Source organism: Mycobacterium sp. NGS11 (genome assembly GCF_059813315.1).
In genome coordinates, this window is sequence record NZ_JCALEJ010000006.1 from 115910 (window position 1) to 133597 (window position 17688).

The 17688-nt window shown below is 69.7% G+C and carries 18 protein-coding genes and 2 pseudogenes; 12 read left to right on the plus strand and 8 right to left on the minus strand.

Going from position 1 to position 17688, the window contains the following annotated elements:
* Positions 1–5 precede the first annotated feature (5 nt).
* The 6 genes and pseudogenes from AC5Y4T_RS10620 to AC5Y4T_RS10645 form a co-directional block, all read left to right on the plus strand.
* The gene (locus AC5Y4T_RS10620; RefSeq protein WP_499917955.1) at positions 6–482 is read left to right on the plus strand and encodes a LytR C-terminal domain-containing protein; all 477 of its coding nucleotides are present in this window, start codon (positions 6–8) and stop codon (positions 480–482) included.
* 21 nt (positions 483–503) lie between these two features.
* On the plus strand, positions 504–1148 hold the full coding sequence (gene sodC, locus AC5Y4T_RS10625) for a superoxide dismutase[Cu-Zn] (RefSeq protein ID WP_499917956.1): 645 nt from the start codon (positions 504–506) through the stop codon (positions 1146–1148).
* Positions 1138–2268, plus strand: coding sequence for a glutamate--cysteine ligase (locus AC5Y4T_RS10630; protein ID WP_499918245.1), 1131 nt, complete (start codon positions 1138–1140; stop codon positions 2266–2268). Before sodC ends, AC5Y4T_RS10630 begins: the two co-directional genes overlap by 11 nt.
* Positions 2268–2906 carry an LON peptidase substrate-binding domain-containing protein gene (locus tag AC5Y4T_RS10635; RefSeq protein WP_499917957.1) on the plus strand — a complete coding sequence of 213 codons (639 nt, stop codon included), beginning with the start codon at positions 2268–2270 and terminating at the stop codon, positions 2904–2906. The genes AC5Y4T_RS10630 and AC5Y4T_RS10635 overlap by 1 nt, the downstream gene beginning before the upstream one ends.
* 16 nt (positions 2907–2922) lie before the next feature.
* Positions 2923–3945: a TIGR03617 family F420-dependent LLM class oxidoreductase gene (locus AC5Y4T_RS10640; protein ID WP_499917958.1), complete on the plus strand. Its 1023-nt coding sequence runs from the start codon at positions 2923–2925 to the stop codon at positions 3943–3945.
* Positions 3942–4169: pseudogene (locus AC5Y4T_RS10645) on the plus strand (enoyl-CoA hydratase-related protein); the annotation flags it as partial. The gene AC5Y4T_RS10640 and the pseudogene AC5Y4T_RS10645, both read left to right, overlap by 4 nt.
* Positions 4170–4174: 5 nt before the next feature.
* Here AC5Y4T_RS10645 and AC5Y4T_RS10650 read toward each other — a convergent pair.
* Positions 4175–4972 (minus strand): annotated as a pseudogene (locus AC5Y4T_RS10650) (DUF2867 domain-containing protein); the annotation flags it as partial.
* A gap of 21 nt (positions 4973–4993) precedes the next feature.
* Here AC5Y4T_RS10650 and AC5Y4T_RS10655 point away from each other — a divergent pair.
* Complete coding sequence (locus tag AC5Y4T_RS10655) at positions 4994–5590, plus strand: TetR/AcrR family transcriptional regulator (RefSeq protein WP_499917959.1); 597 nt, start codon at positions 4994–4996, stop codon at positions 5588–5590.
* Here the strand turns inward: AC5Y4T_RS10655 and AC5Y4T_RS10660 are convergent.
* Genes AC5Y4T_RS10660 through AC5Y4T_RS10670 form a run of 3 tightly spaced genes read right to left on the minus strand, consistent with a single transcriptional unit; the run spans position 5564 to position 9314 of the window.
* Positions 5564–7735: an AAA family ATPase gene (locus tag AC5Y4T_RS10660; RefSeq protein ID WP_499917960.1), complete on the minus strand. Its 2172-nt coding sequence runs from the start codon at positions 7733–7735 to the stop codon at positions 5564–5566. The genes AC5Y4T_RS10655 and AC5Y4T_RS10660 overlap by 27 nt on opposite strands.
* Positions 7732–8595, minus strand: a complete 864-nt coding sequence (gene pssA, locus AC5Y4T_RS10665) for a CDP-diacylglycerol--serine O-phosphatidyltransferase (RefSeq protein ID WP_499917961.1) — start codon at positions 8593–8595, stop codon at positions 7732–7734. The genes AC5Y4T_RS10660 and pssA overlap by 4 nt, the downstream gene beginning before the upstream one ends.
* Positions 8592–9314: a phosphatidylserine decarboxylase gene (locus AC5Y4T_RS10670; protein ID WP_499917963.1), complete on the minus strand. Its 723-nt coding sequence runs from the start codon at positions 9312–9314 to the stop codon at positions 8592–8594. The genes pssA and AC5Y4T_RS10670 overlap by 4 nt, the downstream gene beginning before the upstream one ends.
* A 63-nt stretch (positions 9315–9377) precedes the next feature.
* On the opposite strand from AC5Y4T_RS10670, the gene AC5Y4T_RS10675 reads away from it, so the two are divergent.
* On the plus strand, positions 9378–10583 hold the full coding sequence (locus tag AC5Y4T_RS10675; RefSeq protein WP_499917964.1) for an MFS transporter: 1206 nt from the start codon (positions 9378–9380) through the stop codon (positions 10581–10583).
* Between the two features lie 6 nt (positions 10584–10589).
* On the opposite strand, the gene moeA is transcribed toward AC5Y4T_RS10675, so the two are convergent.
* Positions 10590–11795 carry a molybdopterin molybdotransferase MoeA gene (gene moeA / locus AC5Y4T_RS10680; RefSeq protein WP_499917965.1) on the minus strand — a complete coding sequence of 402 codons (1206 nt, stop codon included), beginning with the start codon at positions 11793–11795 and terminating at the stop codon, positions 10590–10592.
* 20 nt (positions 11796–11815) lie between these two features.
* The gene (locus AC5Y4T_RS10685) at positions 11816–12766 is read right to left on the minus strand and encodes an SDR family NAD(P)-dependent oxidoreductase (protein WP_499917966.1); all 951 of its coding nucleotides are present in this window, start codon (positions 12764–12766) and stop codon (positions 11816–11818) included.
* 72 nt (positions 12767–12838) lie between these two features.
* On the opposite strand from AC5Y4T_RS10685, the gene AC5Y4T_RS10690 reads away from it, so the two are divergent.
* Positions 12839–13318 (plus strand): VOC family protein, encoded by a 480-nt coding sequence (locus AC5Y4T_RS10690; protein WP_499917967.1) that lies wholly within the window; start codon positions 12839–12841, stop codon positions 13316–13318.
* Positions 13309–14760 carry a flavin-containing monooxygenase gene (locus AC5Y4T_RS10695; protein ID WP_499917968.1) on the plus strand — a complete coding sequence of 484 codons (1452 nt, stop codon included), beginning with the start codon at positions 13309–13311 and terminating at the stop codon, positions 14758–14760. The genes AC5Y4T_RS10690 and AC5Y4T_RS10695 overlap by 10 nt, the downstream gene beginning before the upstream one ends.
* A gap of 25 nt (positions 14761–14785) precedes the next feature.
* On the opposite strand, the gene AC5Y4T_RS10700 is transcribed toward AC5Y4T_RS10695, so the two are convergent.
* A complete protein-coding gene (locus AC5Y4T_RS10700; protein WP_499917969.1) occupies positions 14786–15280 on the minus strand; it encodes a cupin domain-containing protein in 495 nt (164 codons plus the stop codon).
* Positions 15281–15309: 29 nt separating this feature from the next.
* On the opposite strand from AC5Y4T_RS10700, the gene AC5Y4T_RS10705 reads away from it, so the two are divergent.
* On the plus strand, positions 15310–16008 hold the full coding sequence (locus AC5Y4T_RS10705) for a M24 family metallopeptidase (RefSeq protein ID WP_499917970.1): 699 nt from the start codon (positions 15310–15312) through the stop codon (positions 16006–16008).
* On the opposite strand, the gene AC5Y4T_RS10710 is transcribed toward AC5Y4T_RS10705, so the two are convergent.
* Complete coding sequence (locus tag AC5Y4T_RS10710; RefSeq protein ID WP_499948067.1) at positions 16005–16916, minus strand: SDR family NAD(P)-dependent oxidoreductase; 912 nt, start codon at positions 16914–16916, stop codon at positions 16005–16007. The genes AC5Y4T_RS10705 and AC5Y4T_RS10710 overlap by 4 nt on opposite strands.
* Positions 16917–17027: 111 nt before the next feature.
* Here AC5Y4T_RS10710 and AC5Y4T_RS10715 point away from each other — a divergent pair, with 111 nt between their 5' ends.
* Entirely contained in the window at positions 17028–17594 is a 567-nt protein-coding gene (locus tag AC5Y4T_RS10715) for a TetR/AcrR family transcriptional regulator (protein WP_499917972.1), read from the plus strand.
* The last annotated feature ends 94 nt before the right edge of the window (positions 17595–17688 follow it).

A 17688-nucleotide genomic window follows, 5' to 3' on the forward strand; every position in this document is an offset into this window, starting at 1 on the left:
GCTCGATGAAAGAACGAGTTCCCGACTCCACCGGACTGCCGTTGCGGGCAATGGTGATGGTGCTGTTGTTCCTCGGCGTCATTTTCCTGCTGCTCGGTTGGCAGGCGCTGGGGTCGTCTGGGAGCTCCGACGACGATTCCGCGTCGGCGGTGTCCAGCACCAGCGCCACCAGCTCGGCGACGACGTCGGCCACCAACAAGCCCGCGAGCACCCAGGCCGAGGTGCAGATCTACAACATCTCCTCGAAAGAGGGTGTGGCATCGCGCACCAAGGATCAGCTGACGTCCGCGGGATTCAAGGTCACCAAGGTCGACAACATGGTTGTGCCCGACGTTTCCGCCACCACGGTCTACTACACCGACGCCGGTGACGAGCACGCCACGGCCGATGCGGTGGGCAAGAACCTGGGCGCACCCGTCGAACCGCGAATTCCCGCGCTCAGCGGCGAGCCGCCGGGTGTCATCGTCCTCGTCGCGGGCTAGGTAAGGGCTAGGCTGCAGGCTATGCCTAAGCTGCCCCCGTTGGTTCTGGCCGGATGCGTCGTGCTGCTGGGCGCGTGTTCGTCGCCGCAGCAGGCGTCGTCGGTTCCAGGCACCACCCCCGCGGTGTGGACCGGATCGCCGTCCCCCGCGGGCGAGAAAGCCTCGGAGCCCGCAGCCGAGACGGCCCCGGGCATGACCACGCACCTGAAGGCGCCGGACGGCACCCAGGTCGCCACCGCGAAGTTCGAATTCAACAACGGCTATGCCACCATCACCATCGAGACGACCGCCAACGGCGTGCTCACGCCCGGCTTCCACGATGTGCACATCCATAAGGTCGGCAAGTGTGAGCCGAACTCGGTGGCCCCGAACGGCGGCGCGCCGGGAGACTTCCTTTCCGCCGGCGACCACTTCCAGGCGCCCGGGCACACCGGCGAGCCCGCCAGTGGCGCCCTGCCCCCGTTGCAGGTTCGCAAGGACGGCTCGGCAACGTTGATGACCACCACGGACGCATTCGCCATGGAGGATCTGCTCACCGGGCAGAAGACCGCGATCATCATCCACGCCGGTGCGGAGACCCATGGGACGCAGGGTCCCAACGACATGACGATGAGTACCGGTGACCCCGGCAAGCGGGTGGCGTGCGGTGTCATCGGTGCCGGCTAACCGGGCCAGCTCGCGCATCGATTTCGCCCGTTCACCACGGCCGACCCTCGGGGTCGAGTGGGAGTTCGCCCTCGTCGACGCGCACACCCGCGACCTGAGCAACGAAGCCACCGCGGTGATCGCCGAGATCGGCGAAAACCCGCGTGTGCACAAGGAATTGCTGCGCAACACCGTCGAGGTGGTGACCGGCATCTGCCGCACCGCGGGCGAGGCCATGGAGGACCTGCGGCAGACGCTCGGGCCGGCGCGCCGCGTCGTCCGGGATCGCGGCATGGAGTTGTTCTGTGCCGGCACACACCCGTTCGCGCAGTGGAGTTCTCAGAAGTTCACCGACGCCCCGCGCTATGCCGAACTGATCAAGCGCACACAATGGTGGGGACGGCAGATGCTGATCTGGGGTGTCCACGTGCACGTCGGCATCTCCTCGCCGAACAAGGTGATGCCGATCATGACGTCGCTGCTCAACTACTACCCGCACCTGCTGGCGCTGTCGGCGTCGTCACCGTGGTGGACGGGCGTGGACACCGGATACGCCAGCAACCGCGCGATGATGTTTCAGCAGCTGCCCACCGCGGGGCTGCCGTTCCAATTTCAGACGTGGCCGGAGTTCGAACGCTTCGTCTACGACCAGAAGAAGACCGGCATCATCGACCACGTCGACGAAGTCCGTTGGGACATCAGGCCTTCCCCGCACCTGGGTACGCTCGAAATGCGGATCTGCGACGGCGTGTCCAACCTGCGCGAGTTGGGTGCGCTGGTCGCCCTGACCCACTGCCTGGTGGTCGACCTCGACCGCAGGCTGGAAGCCGACGAGTCGTTGCCGAGCATGCCGCCCTGGCATAACCAGGAGAACAAGTGGCGCGCCGCCCGTTACGGCCTGGACGCGGTGATCATCCTGGACGCCGACAGCAACGAGCGGTTGGTCACCGAGGATCTCGACGACGTGCTGAACCGGCTGGAGCCGGTGGCCAAGAAGCTGAATTGCGTCGACGAGCTGGCAGCGGTGGCCGACATCCCGCGGCAGGGCGCCTCCTACCAGCGGCAGCGCCGGGTCGCCGAAGAACATGACGGCGACCTACGTGCGGTCGTCGACGCGCTGGTGGCCGAACTGGTGATCTGATGACGGAAACCCTTGTGCTGGCGATGTTTCCGCTGGAGTCGGCGCTGCTGCCCGGCCAGGACCTGCCGCTGCGGATCTTCGAGCCGCGCTATGGCGCGCTGGTGCGGCACTGCATCGACACCGGCGACCCGTTCGGCGTGGTACTGATCTCGCGCGGGCGCGAGGTCGGCGGCGGTGACGCGCGGTGCGACGTCGGCGTGTTGTCCCGGATTGCCGAGTGCGCCGACCACGGCGCAGGTCGGTACACGTTGAATTGCCGTACCGGAGAACGCATTCGGGTGTCCGAATGGCTACCCGACGACCCGTATCCGCGGGCGACGGTCGAGTTGTGGCCCGACGAGCCCGGCGACGCGGTGTCCGACGCGCAGCTGCTCGACCTCGAAGACCGGGCCATGGCCCTGTTCGAACGGATCGCGCAGGCGCGCGACATCACGCTCCCCGGCCGTGAGGTAATCCTGGGGCGGGACCGGACCGGACCGGCGGGGAAGCGCTTGTTCGCGTTGGCGTCTCGCATTCCCATCGGCACCGCCGACCGCTACTCGGTGCTGTCGGCGCCGGGGGCCGCCGAGCGCCTGATCGCGCTGCGCGAAGCCGTGGACGCGCTCGCCGAGGTGGTGGAGTTTCAGCTTTCGGAATGACGTGAAGGACGGGTGCATGAAGGTACAGCTTCAGGTCAGCGGTTCACCGGTGCGGGCGGCGGCGAGTGCCGCCGACATCGCCGCGACCGGCGCGGACGGACTGTTCACCTTCGAGGGCCAGCACGACGTCTTCTTTCCGCTGCTGATCGCCGCCGGGACGACGGACCTGGACCTGATGACCAACGTGGCGATCGCCCCGCCGCGCAGTCCGTTGCACATGGCGCACTCCGCCTACGACCTGCAGCTCTACAGCGGCGGCCGGTTCCGCCTCGGCCTCGGGTCGCAGATCAAGGTGCACATCGAAAAGCGTTATGGCAGTAGCTGGGACAGGCCGGCGCCGCGGATGGCCGAAGCCATCGCCGCGATCAAGGCGATCTTCGCTGCGTGGGAAGGCCAGGCGCGCTTGGACTTTCGCGGCGACTTCTACACGCACACCCTCATGGCGCCCAACTTCAATCCCGGTCCCAACCCGTTCGGGCCGCCGCCGGTGCTGCTGGGTGCCCTGGGGCCGGTGATGACCCGCACCGCCGCCGAGGTTGCCGACGGTCTGTTGGTGATGCCGTTCAACAGTGCCGACCATTTCGCCGAGCGCACCGTGCCCGCGATCGGCGAGGGGCTGCGCCGCTCGGGGCGAACGTTCGACGAGTTTCAGATCATCGCTTCGGCCATGGTTGCCGTCGGCCGCGACGAGGCCGACCTGGCGACCGCGATCAACGGCGCGGCTTCCCTCATCGCGTTCTACGGCTCGACGCCGGCCTACCTGCCCGTGCTGCAGGTGGAGGGTTGGGCCGACGCCCAGCCCGAACTCAACGCGCTGTCCAAGCAGGGCCGCTTCCCCGAGATGCGCCGGCTGATCACCGACGAGATGGTGGCCCGGATCGGGATCGTCGGCACGCCCGAGGAATGCGCGCGGCAAATCGCCGCGAGGTTCGGCGAGCACGCCGACGAGGTGTGCTGTTATTTTCCCGGCTACACGCCCCGCCCCGCCGACGTCGCCGACATGATCGGCGCCCTGCACCGCGTGCCGGCCCTGCGATGAGCGCCGACCTGACAGTCGAAATCGATTGCGGCGTGGCGGTGCTCACGCTCAACCGGCCCGAGCAGCTCAACACCTATACCGCCGAGATGGGTGCGCTGCTGAGCCGCGCCTACCGGGATTGCGACGAGGACGACGACGTCCGGGCCATCGTGCTCACCGGCGCGGGCCGCGCGTTCTGCGCCGGGGCCGACTTCTCCGGCGACGCAAGCCCGTTCGACGCGCCCCGGCGCGCGCTGCGCCGCATCAGCCGCGGCGCCACCGCCCGGTGCAGCGGGCCGATGAACGCCCAGACCGCCCGGGCGGCGACCCGGCGGCGGTAGTGCAGGCGGGTGGTGAGCACCGCCCGCCGACCGTCCTGGCGGCGCAGCGTCAGCTCGCCGAGCATCAGCGGCCCGCGGGTCGCCAGCACCAGTTCGTCGGGATCCGAACGAATGATCGGCCAGCCGATGAGGTGACCGGCCGAGCGGGGCGGACCCAGCCGCAACCGCAGCACGTTGCGGTGGATCCACAGCACCAGGCGTCCGCCCGCGCCCGGCCTGTCGCCGAGCCCGTCGCGAAAGGCTTCTTCGGCGGTGCGCGCGTCGCCGGCGGCGATGGGCACCTCGAAGACGTCCACGTAATCGGCCGCGGTCTCACCGGTCTGCGCGCGCTCGTCGAGCACCGCCGCCGCAACGCGTTTCAGGGTTCGCCGCACGACGACGCGATGCCCGCCGGAGCCGATCACCAGCGCCCGATAGGCCTTGCCGCGGATACCGGGGAAGTCCGCCCAGGTGGCCGCCCGCAACCGGGTGCGCGCGGGGCCGTCGAGCGCGTCCAGCTCGAACACCCATCGGTAGACCGCGAACCAGTGGCGACCCTTGAGCGCGAATCGCGCCGGCGGTCGGGCTTCGTCCAGGGCGAAGCCGAACGGCACGGTCGACGGATCGAGCGGATCGCGACACATCACCCGCAGCAGCGCCGCCCACGTGTCTTCGCGGCCGGCGTCGATGGTTATGGCATGCTCATCGATATAGGGTAATCGTTCCATATAGAAGGAATGTACTAGATCATGGCGCCTCCGCGGAAGCATGAAACCGATGTGATCCTCGACGCGGCCCGGGCGCTGGTGCTCGACGGCGGCCCGCGCGCGGCCAGTGTGGCCGCAATCGCGAAAGCCAGTGGCGCACCCGCGGGCACGCTGTATCACCGGTTCGGCAACCGCGACGGCATCCTGACGGCCGCGTGGCTGCGGGCGCTGGAACGCTTCCAGACGCGGGCACTGGCCGCCGACGGCGACACCCCGACCGACACCGCCGTGGCGATGGCCGTGTCCGCCGTCGGCTTCGCGCGCTCCCTGCCCGAGGACGCCCGGCTGTTGTTGACGATCCGGCCCGGCGACCTGCTCGACGACGAGCCGGACGCCGCGTTCCAGCGGACGCTCGCCGCGATGAACGCCCCGCTGACGCGGCGCGTCGCCGATCTGGCAAAGCAGTTGTATGGGAACGCCAAACCGCGATCGATCGACGCCGTCGCGCGGGCGGTCGCCGACCTGCCGTATGCGGTGGTGCGCCGCCACGCGCACGATGACCCGATGCCGGCCTGGCTGGAAAGGGACGTGGCGGCGTCGGCCCGGGCCGTGCTACAGAGCTTTGGCGAACGCCCGTAGCGACTCGACTTGCATGGGATCCAAAGAGGGACGGACGTTTTCGTGGGCGGCTGCGAGGTCGGCGGCCGTCACGTCGGTGGCGTCGATGGATCGGCGCATGGCGGTCAGTGCGGCCTCCCGCAGCAGCGCCACGCAGTCGGCGGCGCTGTAGCCGTCGAGTCCTGCCGCCACCCGGTCCAGCTCGACGTCGTCGCTCAGCGGAATGGATTTGCCCGCCGTGCGCAGGATTTCGTGCCGGGCCGCGGCGTCCGGCGGTTCGACGAAAACCAGCCGCTCCAGCCGGCCGGGGCGCAGCAGCGCGGGGTCGATCAGGTCCGGCCGGTTGGTGGCGCCCAGCACGACCACGTCGCGCAGCGGGTCGACACCGTCGAGCTCGGTCAGCAGGGCGGCCACCACCCGATCGGTCACCCCCGAATCGAAGCTCTGCCCGCGCCGCGGCGCCAGCGCGTCCACCTCGTCGAGGAACACCAGCGACGGCGCCGAATCCCGGGCCCGCCGAAACAGCTCGCGCACAGCCTTTTCCGAGCTGCCCACCCATTTGTCCATCAGCTCGGAGCCCTTCACGGCGTGCACGGACAGCTGCCCGGTGCTGGCCAGGGCCCGCACGATGAAGGTCTTGCCGCAGCCCGGTGGCCCGTACAGCAGCACCCCGCGCGGCGGCTCCACGCCCAACCGCGCGAAGGTGTCGGGATGCTGCAGCGGCCACAACACCGCCTCGGTCAGCGCCTGTCTGGCCTCGGCCATGTCGCCGACGTCGTCGAGCGTGATGTTGCCGACGCTGACTTCCTCACTCGCCGAGCGGGACAACGGCCGGATGACGGTCAGCGCACCGGCCAGATCCTCTTGTTTCAGCTCGGGCGGTTGGCCGTCGGCGCTGGCCCGCGACGCCGCGCGCAGCGCCGCCTCGCGCACCAGCGCGGCCAGGTCGGCGACGACGAAACCCGGTGTACGAGAAGCGATCTCGTCGAGGTCGAGGTCGCCGGTGGGCACGTTCCGCAGCAGCGACTCCAGCAGCGCTTTGCGGGTGCCGGCGTCGGGAAGCGGCAGGGCCAGCTCGCGGTCGCACAGATCGGGGGCGCGCAGCCGGGCGTCGAGCTGGTCGGGTCGCGCCGACGTGGCGATCAGGGGGACGCCCTCGCTGGCCACGGCGGTACGCAGCTCGGCCAGAATCAGCGAGGCGACGGGTTCGGCGGTGGCCGGCAGCAGGGCGTCGACGTCGGTGATCAGCAACACGCCGCCCCCGTCGCGGACGGTCTGCACGGCCGAAGCGACTGCCTTGAGCCGGTTTTCGGCGCCCAGCGCGCCGACCTCCGGGCCGTCCAGGGTGACCAGCCTGCGGTCGCCGCACACCGCGCGCACCAGCGTCACCTTGCCCACGCCTGCCGGACCCGACACCAGCACGCCCAGGTTGGCACCGGCGCCCAACGCCTTGAGCAGGTGCGGTTCATCGAGCGCCAGCTTGAGCCATTCGACGAGCTTGGCCGCCTGCGGCTGAGTGCCTTTCAGTTCCTCGACGACCATCTCCGGCCGGGCGATCTCGACCGAAATCTGCGGCGCGGCCCCGGCGCCGAACGGCACCCCGGCGCCCCAGGTGACCAGCGAGTTGGGTTGCACGCTCACCGGTCCCGCGGGATCGACGCCGGTGACGGTGAGCAGCTCCGAGGTCCAGCTGATGCCCACCGCGGTGGCCAGCGCGCGGGTGGCCTCCGACGTCGAGGTGCCCGGACCCAGGTCGCGGGGCAGCAACGACACGGCGTCGCCCACGGTGATCACCTTGCCCAGCAACGCTTGTCGCAGCGTGACCGGCGTGACCGACTGGGTGGCCAGCGCCGAGCCGGACAGCGTCACCGACCGCGCGCCGTAGACGGTGACGGTGCCGACGACCACCGCGGTCCCCTCGCGCAGTCCCGCGTTGGACAGCGTCACGTCGTCGAGCAGCACGGTGCTGACCGGCGTGTCCGGGCCGGCCAGCCCCGCGACGGCCGCCGTGGTGCGCGACCCGATCAGCGACACCGCGTCCCATTCCCGAATCCCCAGTGCGGCAATGGCATTCGGGTGCAAGCGGATGACGCCGCGCCTCGAGTCGACGGCGGAGGTGTTCAGCCGGGCTATCAGGGTGAGCTGACGGGCCGAGCTGTCACTCACGGCAAGCGCCTGCCCGGCTTGCGCAGGCCCAGCCGCGCCACCGACCGGCGGTTGGGCTGCGCCCGGCGGATCGCCCGCCGCGCGGCGCGGCGCTGCTTGGGTGCGTCGTCCCACGCCTCGGGGTGCGCGGCCAGCCAGCGCGAGTTGCGGATGGCGAACGGTATGTGGCACAGGTAGGCGACGATGATCACCCAGATCAACATGTAGGGGGCCAGCACCGCGGCCGCCGCGCAGATCGCCAAGACCGCCAGCAGGGGCGCCGCCCAGCTCGGCGGCACCGCGACGGCGTGCATCTTGCGCATCGGGATCTTGCTGACCATCAGTATCGAGGTCCCGGTGATCCAGATGCACAGGAACAGCGGCGACGTCCACCAGCCGTCACCGAACTGCAGCTTGAGTCCGATGAGACCGATCATCGAGATCGCGCCGGCCGGCGCGGGCATGCCGACGAAGAATTCGTGCGCGTAGGAGGGCTGGGTGCCGTCGTCCTGTAAGGCGTTGAACCGCGCCAGCCGCAACACCACGCAGACCGCATAGAGCAGGATCACCACCCACCCGGCCGGCGAGGTGGTCAGCAGCGTCACGTACAGCACGATCGCGGGCGTCACGCCGAAGTTCACCGCGTCGGCCAGCGAGTCGATCTCTTCGCCCATCCGCGACTGGGCGTCCAGGATGCGGGCCACTCGCCCGTCGAGTCCGTCCAGGATGGCGGCCGCGGCGATCAGCGCCATCGCCGCCTTGGGCTGGTGTTCGAGGGCGAACCGGATCGACGTCAGCCCCGCGCACACGGAGAGCACCGTCATGGCGCTCGGCAGGATCTGCAGGTTGACCGCCGGGCGCCCGCGCGGCTTGCTGATCATCGCAGCTCGGCCAAGACGGTCTCGCCGGCGATCGCGCGCTGGCCCACTTTCACCAGCGGTTCGCAACCCGCCGGCAGGTAGGTGTCCAGCCGGGAGCCGAACCGGATCAGGCCGTAGGTGTCACCGATCGACAGCTTGTCCCCGACGTGCGCGTCGCAGATGATGCGCCGGGCGAGCAGCCCGGCGACCTGCACCGCGACCACGTCCGCGCCGCTGGCGGTGCGCAGGTGCAGGCTGGTGCGCTCGTTCTCGGTGCTGGCGGTGGCCAGGTCGGCCGAGCCGAACCGGCCCGGGCGGTGCTGCACGGCGAGCACCTCGCCACTGACCGGGGCGCGCTGCACGTGGGCGTCCAGCAGCGACAGGAAGATGCTGACTCGCGGCAGGGGGGCGTCGCCCATGCTCAGTTCGGCGGGCGGGGCGGCGAAGTCGATCACGCAGACCTCGCCGTCGGCGGGAGCGACGATCGCTCCGGGCCGGGTGGGCGGCACCCGCGGTGGATGACGGAAGAATCCCGCGCAGGCGCCGGCGGCCAGCAGGCCCGCCCGTCGCACCCATCGGTGCTTGCGGCCGACGAGGGCCAGCGCCAGTCCGGCGCCGATGAACGGCCGCCCGGCCGGATGGACCGGCGGGATGGCGGAGCGCACCAGCTCCAGCGCATGTTGCGGGCTGAAGCCGGGGTCTTGAGCCGAGGGGCCGATAGTGCGGGGGCGTCGTGCCACGCGGCCATCTTAGAGCCCACGGCTGATTCGTAGCCGCCCGCAAAGGGAACGCCCACCTTCGACATGCAAACGGACGATCGGCGCGCGCCGCAGTTGCCCCGGGCGAAGGTGACGGTCACCGCCGTATTCATCGCGCACGGTTTGGTGTTCTCCTCCTGGGCCGCTCACATTCCCCACGTCAAGGCCGAGCTCGGCCTGTCCGATGCGGCGCTGGGAACCGCGCTGTTCGGCGCGCCGCTGGGGTCGGTGGTGGCCACGCTGCTCAGCCACTGGGCGCTGCCGCGCTGGGGCAGCCACCGGCTGATCCCGATCACGGTGGCGGGCTATGTCGCGGCCGGAACGACCGTGGGCCTCGTCGGATCCGCCGCCGCGCTGTTCGGTGCGCTCGCGCTGTGGGGGTTTTTCCAGGGGGCGCTGGACGTCGCGATGAACACCCAGGCGGGCACGGTCGAGCGCCTCGCCATGGCTCCGATCATGGCGCGATTCCACGGCATGTGGAGCGTCGGGGCGTTGGCGGGGGCGTTGGTGGGCGCGGCGTGCGTCAGCGTGGGCGTCGGCCTGACCGCCCAGCTGGCGGGGCTGGGGCTGGTCGTCCTGATCGTGGTGGAACCGCTGACCCGTCGCCTCATCCCCGACGCGGCCGACGCCGCCGCGTCACCGGCACCGGCGCGCGGCAGGCGCGCCTGGATGACGCCGGCGGTGGCGATCCTGGCCGCGGTGTCGTTCGCGTCGTTTCTGTGCGAAGGCGCCGCCACCGACTGGTCGGCCAACTACCTGCGCAGCGTCGTCGGCGCCGGCCCGGGCGTCGCCGCGCTGAGCTACGCCGCCTACACGTGCGCGATGGTCATCACCCGGTTCGGCGCACCCCGGCTGCACGCGCGGGTGTCCAGCCGCCGGCTGCTGCCGGCGCTGGCGCTGGTGGCCGTCGTGGGCGTGAGCGTCATGCTGGCCGCCGCCGACTCCTGGGTCAGCGTGCTGGGTTTCGCCACCCTGGGCGTCGGTGTGGCGCTGCTGGTGCCCACCGCCTTCAGCGCGGCCTACGGCGCGAGCGGCGCCGGATCGGCGATCGCCCTCGTGGCCGCGACCGGCTGGCTGGGCTACCTGCTGGGGCCGCCGTTGATCGGCCACCTGTCCGGCCGGGTGGGGCTGTCGGCGGCGCTGGTCACCATCCCGGTGATGATGTCGGTCGTCGGCGTCGCGATCCGTTGCACCCCGGCTTTCGACAAGGCCGACGAGTTCCATCGGGACGTGGCCACGCCCGCCGGTTAGACCTCGCTAGCGCAGATCCCACACCTGCAGCTTGGTTCCCTCGGGCACCTCGACGACGTCCTCGGGGATGTCCAGCAGGCCGTTCGCCGACGCCAGCCAGCGCAGGTGGTGCGACGCCGGCGGTCCGTAACTGGTGACCGTGCTGCCGTCGTCGTCGAGCACCGCGCGCCGGAATTGCCGCTTGCCGCGCGGCGACGTCAGCGACTCGGCGAGGACGGCCGTGCGGTGCGGGCGTTCGGGGTCCGGCAGGCCCATGGCCCTGCGCAGCGCGGGCCGGATGAACACCTCGAAGGACACCAGCGCGCTGACCGGGTTGCCCGGCAGCGTGACGATCGTGGCGCCGGCCACCCGTCCCACACCCTGCGGCATGCCCGGCTGCATGGCGACCTTGACGAATTCCACGCCCTGGTCGCCCTCGCGCCCGAAGGCGTCCTTGACCACCTCGTAGGCGCCGGCGCTGACGCCGCCGCTGGTGATGATCAAATCGGAGTCGGCCGCGTATCGGTCGATGATCGAACTGAATTGCGCCACTTCGTCTTCCGCGGTCGCGACGGCGACCAGGTCCGCGCCCGCATCCCGGACGGCACCGGCCAGCATGATCGAGTTGGACTCGTAGATCTGCCCCGGCAGCAGCGGCGTGCCCGGGGTCACCAGCTCAGATCCGGTCGAGATCACCAGCACGCGCTGGCGCGGGATCACCGGCAACTCGGCGATGCCCAGCGCCGCCACCAAGCCGAGCACCGCCGGCGTCACGACCTGACCCTGACGCAGGACCGTGGTGCCGGGGGAGACGTCCTCGCCCGCGCGGCGGATGTGCTTGCCGGCCGTGCGGGGAGCGCGGATCGACACCACGTCCGCGCCGCCGTCGGTCTCCTCCACCGGCACGACCGCCGTCGCCCCGGCCGGCAGGGGCGCGCCCGTCATGATCCGGTGCGCCGTGCCGGGCTGCAGCGTCAGTTCGTCGGTGCGCCCGGCCGGAATGTCCTCGGCGACGCGCAACACCACCGGGTTCTCGGGCGTGGCGCCCGCCGTGTCTTCGGCGAGCACCGCGTAGCCATCCATTGCGGAGTTGTCGAAGACCGGCAGCGCCAGCTGCGCCACCACGTCCGCGGCCAGCACCAGGCCCTGGGCATCGGGCAGCGGGACCGCGGCCGGCGGGCGCGCGCGAATCAACCCGGTGACGATCCGCTGATGTTCGGCGACTGAGCGCATCGGAGCCATTATCTCCCGTGTCAGACCGGGAAGCTGACGCCGGTGAGTTCTTCGGAGACGGCCCAGAGCCGGCGCTGCAGCTCCGCGTCGTGGGACTGGGCGCTGGATTTCACGAGCTTCGGGCGGCCACGCTGCTCGAGGAAGCCGGACGGGCCGTAGTACTGCCCGCCCTCGACGGCCGGGTCGGTGGCGGCCCGCAGCGTGGGCAGCGCGCCCATGGCCGGGCTCTGGAACAGCACCGGGCCCAGCACGGCCTGCACCGGCCGCAAGACGCTTGGCAGGTTGCGGGCCAGCTCGGTGTTGGAACCGCCCGGATGCGCCGCGACGGCAATGGTCTTCGCGTCGGCCTTGGCCGCCAGCCGGCGCTGCAGCTCGTAAGTGAACAGCAGGTTGGCGAGCTTGGATTGCCCGTAGGCGGCGATCCGGTCGTACCCGTGCTCGAACTGCAGGTCGTCGAAGTGGATCGCGGCCCGCAGCCGGTGCCCGAGGCTGCTGACCGTCACCACCCGCGAATCCCGCACCACCAGCAGGCTTTCCAGCAACAGCCCGGTCAGCGCGAAGTGGCCCAGATGGTTGGTGCCGAACTGCAACTCGAACCCGTCTGCGGTGACCTGCCTGGGCGTCCACATCACCCCGGCGTTGTTGATCAGCAGGTCGATGCGCGGGTAGGACGCGCGCAGCGCGTCGGCGGCCGAGCGGATCGCGTCCAGGGAGGTCAGATCCAGGTGCTGCAATGTGACGTCTACTTTTCCGCGCCCTTGGCCCCCGGCGGCGACGATGCGCGACAGCGCCGCGTTGCCCTTCTCCAGGTTTCGCACGGCGAGCACGACGTGCGCGCCGCGGCAGGCCAGTACGGCGGCCGTCTCGTAACCGATGCCGGTGTTGGCGCCGGTCACGACGACGACGCGGCCGCTCTGATCCGGGACGTCACCCTCCGACCATGAGCGGGTCTGGGCGTCGTTGGAAGGCATGGCCCAAAACATACCCATCGGTTCTGCTGACGAGCGGATCGGCGGGTGGGCACGGCGACGTATGGTGAGAACGTGATCACCGGTTTGGCTCACACCGGGGTGTGCGTTCCGGATTGCGAGGCCGCGGTGGCGTTCTACCGCGATGTGCTCGGGCTGCGTGTCCTCTCGCCGCCATATGTCATGTCTGGCAACGCCATTCGCGACGACATGGGTGAGCTGGTGGCCGATCCCAGCATGAAGGCGGCCATCCTCGGATTCGAGGATGACGGTGACAGGGTGCTCGAGGTGATCGAATACCTCGGAGCCGACGGCGGGCCCCCCGATGAGGGGCGTACGCTGACCGATCCCGGGCTCTCGCACGTCGGGCTGGTCTGTGCGGACATCGACGCCACCCGGGCTGAACTGGAGTCCAAGGGGGTGCGCTTCCTGGTCAGCGGAATCGCGGACGTCGCGCGGGTTCGTACCACCTGGTTCGTCGATCCATGGGGGGTGGTGTTCATCCTGGTCGAAAAGAGCCGGCCCGAGCGACCGTACTTCGCGCAATGGACGTAGCGGCCCCGAAGCCGTCGGTCGGGATCATCGGCGCCGGCGCCGGCGGCATCGCGATGGCGATCCAGCTCGCCGACGCGGGCTACGATTTCACGATCTTCGACCGGGCCGACGGATTCGGTGGAACCTGGCGCCACAACACTTTTCCGGGCGCGGCCTGTGACGTCCCGTCCCATCTGTACTCGTATTCCTTTGCGCCCAACCCGCGTTGGAGCAAGACCTATGCCAATCAGCCCGAGATCCTTGCCTATCTCGAGAGGGTGGCGGCCGAGCACAGGCTGGCGGGGCGCCTAAGGGCCAACACCGCGATCACCACCGCGCGCTGGTCGGACTCGCGGCGCCGCTGGACGCTGACCAGTGCTGACGGCCGACAGCACGACTTCGATGTGGTGGTCAGCGCTGTCGGCATGCTCGATGTGCCGTATGTCCCGGACATTGTGGGGGACAAGCGATTTCGCGGACGCCGATTTCATTCCTCGCGCTGGGACCACAGCAAGTCGACGGACGGCGAACGCGTCGCTTCCATCGGCACCGGTGCCAGCGCGATCCAATACGTGCCCGCGATAGCGCGAAAGACGGCCCACCTGACCGTGTTTCAGCGAACCCCGATATGGATCGCGCCGCGATTCGACTTCCCGTTCACCACCGACCAACACGAGCTGTTCGAACGCGAACCGGCCGCCGCGCAGAAGCTGCGCGATGAGGCCTTCGACGCTTACGAGTCGGCCAGCTTCGACGTTGACCACCCACAGACCCTCGAAGCGACTGAGCTCGCCCGCAGTTACCTGGCCCGCAAGGTAACCGACCCCGAGTTGCGAGCGAAGCTGACGCCGAACTATCCCGCCGGATGCAAGCGGCCGCTGATGTCGCGCGAGTGGTACCCCACGTTCGCGCTGCCCAATGTCAGCCTGGAAACGACCCCGATCGCCGAATTGACCGAACGCGGGGTCCGCACCGCCGACGGCGTCGAACACCGCGTCGACACCATCATCTACGGCACCGGGTTCACCGCCGCCGACTATCTGGCCAGCATCGACGTGTACGGATCCGGCGGCCGCCGCCTTCGCGACGACTGGAGTGACGGCGCCGAGGCTTACCTGGGCACACTGGTGACGGGGTATCCGAATTTCTTTGTGCTGTATGGCCCCAACACCAACGGCGTCAACTCGATCATCTACATCCACGAGGCGCAGACCACCTTCGTCCGGCACATCCTCGAGGTGATGGGCGGCCGCGGGGCGCGCACCGTCGAGGTGACGGCCGAGGCGCAGCGCCGCTACAACGACGAGATCCAGGCCGCGATGGCGGGCAAGGTCTGGCTGGCCTGTACCAACTACTTTCGGCATCCCAGTGGGAAGGTCGTGACCCAATTGCCCTATAGCGGAAGGGCATTCTTCGAGCGCACTCGCCGAATGGTCGCCGAGGACTATCTGCTGTGCCCGTAGTCCGCGCTCGCGTTAGTGCAAAGGTCTACTGCACCCAGAAATTATCGTGGCGGATGAACCACTCCCGGCGCTCGTCGTCGGTCATGTCGGCCAGCGCCGCGAAGCCCTCGAAGTAGGCCTCACGGGGTGCGCCGGGTGCGAACAACATCAGGATCGACGCCGGTTCGTCCGCCTCGTTGCGGAAGCCGTGCACGCCGCCGGGCGGGACGTACAGGAAGTCGCCCTGATGTCCGTCCGCCCACTGTGTGCCGTCGTAGAGCTTCATCGTTCCGGACAACACGAAGAACGCCTCGGACATGGCGCGGTGGAAGTGCGCCGGGGGCCCGCCGCCGGCCGGGGCGATGTCGACGCGGTAGAGGCCGTAGTCGCCGGCGGTGTCTTGCTGGTTGGCCAGGTAGTGGTACTTGACCCCGGACGTCTCATAGTCGGGCGGCTGATCGGCCCGCTTGAGCCAGGCGCTGATCTCCGGTTCGTCTTTGGTGTATCGGGCGGGTGGGTAGGGCGGCACGACGAGGGACATGGTTCCAGTGTGCGCATAGCATCGCCGGTGTGGACCGATCGCCCGCCGAAGATGTTCGCGTGCAACGGCTGCTCGACGCCGAACGCAAAGCCGCGCAGCTGTTCGACGAGATCGAGCGGCGGGCCATGATCCGCCCCGGGCTGGCGGAGAAGGAACTCTCCGACCGGATCCACCACCTCGCCGGCGAGATGTTCGGGGTGACCCGGCACTGGCATCGGCGGATCGTGCGGGCCGGGGAGAACACGCTGCAGCCGTTCCAGGAACGCCCGCCGGACCGCGTGATCGTCGACGACGACATCGTTTTTCTCGACCTGGGCCCGATCTTCGAGGAGTGGGAGGCCGATTTCGGGCGGACGTTCGTGCTCGGCGGCGACCCCCACAAGGCGGCCGTTCGCGACGCCCTGCCGCGCGTGTGGGAGGCCGGCCGCGAGCACTTCGCCGGCCACCCCGACATCACCGGCGCCGAGCTGTTCGACTACGTCGTCGGGGTGGCCGGCGCCGAGGGGTTCGAGTGGGGCAGCCGCATCGCGGGCCATCTGATCGGCGAGTTCCCGCACAAGAAGATCGCCGGCCCGGGCGTCGAGTGGTACATCATGCCCGGGTCGACGAAGCCGATGCGCCGCACCGACCCGCGCGGCCGCATCTGCCACTGGATCCTGGAGATCCACCTCATCGATCGCGCGCGCGGCTTCGGCGGCTTCTACGAGCAGCTGCTCGACGTGAGCTAAACGGGGTACGTCACGCCGGTCAGTTGCTCCGACACCGTCCACAACCGGCGCTGGCGATCGGCGTCGTGGGACTTCTTGCTGGAGCCCACGATCGTCGGGTAGCCGCGCGTCTGCCCGAAGCCGTCGGGCCCGTAGTACTGCCCACCGAGCACCGCGGGGTCGGTGGCCGCACGCAGGGTGGGCAGCGCGCCCATGGCCGCGTCCTGAGCAACCCTCGAGAAGAACAAGTCGACAGCGGGCTTCAGCAGCGTGGGCGTGTAGCGGCCCAATTCGGTGTTTGAACCACCGGGGTGCGCGGCCGCGGCGATCGTCGTGCCGTGCTGGGCAAGCCGTCGCTGCAGTTCGTAGGTGAACAGCAGGTTGGCGAGCTTGGCTTGCCCGTAGGCGGCCACCCTGTTGTAGCGGCGTTCCCACTGCAGGTCATCGAAGTGGATGTCGGCCAGGATGCGGTGGCCGACGCTGCTGACCGTGACGATCCGCGAGCCGGCGACCGGCAGCAGCCGGTCCAGCAACAGGCCGGTGAGGGCGAAGTGGCCCAGGTGGTTGGTGCCGAACTGCAGCTCGAAGCCGTCCTTGGTGTTCGACTTCGGCGTGTACATCACCCCGGCGTTGTTGATCAGCAGGTCGATGCGGTCGTGCGCGGATCGCAGCTGCTCGGCCGCCGCCCGGACCGACGCCAGCGACGTGAGGTCGAGTTCGGTCAGCGCGACGTCCGCATGCGGGCTCTGGGCGGTGATCCGTGCCGCCGCTTCCTTGCCCTTGTCCAGGTTGCGCACCGCCAGCACCACATGGGCGCCGTGGTCGGCCAGCGCCAGGGCCGTCTCGTAGCCCAGGCCGGTGTTGGCTCCGGTGATGACGGCGACCCGTCCGGTCTGGTCGGGAATGTCCGCGGTGGTCCACTTGCCCATGAGAGGCTCCTTGAACTTGTAAAGTAAACGGGGCGATCGCTCCGGTTGATTGTGCCACTATATGGAACGCACGCCCCGCTTTGCAATTTCTTTGGTTCGAGGAGTGAACAGATGGCGCAGCCCGCACGGCCGCTGCGCGCCGATGCCGCGCGCAACCGGGCGCGCGTGCTGGAAGTCGCCTACGAAACCTTCGCGGCCGAGGGTCTCGCGGTGCCCATCGACGAGATCGCGCGGCGGGCCGGCGTGGGGGCCGGCACCGTCTATCGGCACTTCCCGACGAAGGAGTCGCTGTTCCAGGCGGTCATCGAGGACCGCATGCAGCGGCTGGTCGACGACGGCCGCGCCCTGCTGGATTCCGAAGGGTCCGGCGAGGCGCTCTTCACCTTCCTGCGGTCGATGGTGCTGCACTGGGGCGCGACGGACCGCGGCCTGGCCGACGCGCTCGCCGGGCTCGGCATCGACATCGCCACCGCCGCCCCCGACGCCGAGGACGCGTTCCTGGCCATGCTCGACGAGCTGCTACGGGCCGCGCAGCGCGCCGGCTCCGCGCGCTGCGACATCGGGGTGCGCGAAGTGAAGGCGATCATGGTCGGGTGCCAGGCGATGGAGGCCTACAACTCGGACTTGGCCGAGCGGGTGACCGACGTCGTCGTCGACGGTTTACGCGTTCGGCGATAGGGCTGACCAGTTCTTGCACTCGACATAGGCGAGTGCTAAGAATGACGTTGGCACTCGCGACCGGCGAGTGCTAGGTCGGGACGGTGAGGCCAGG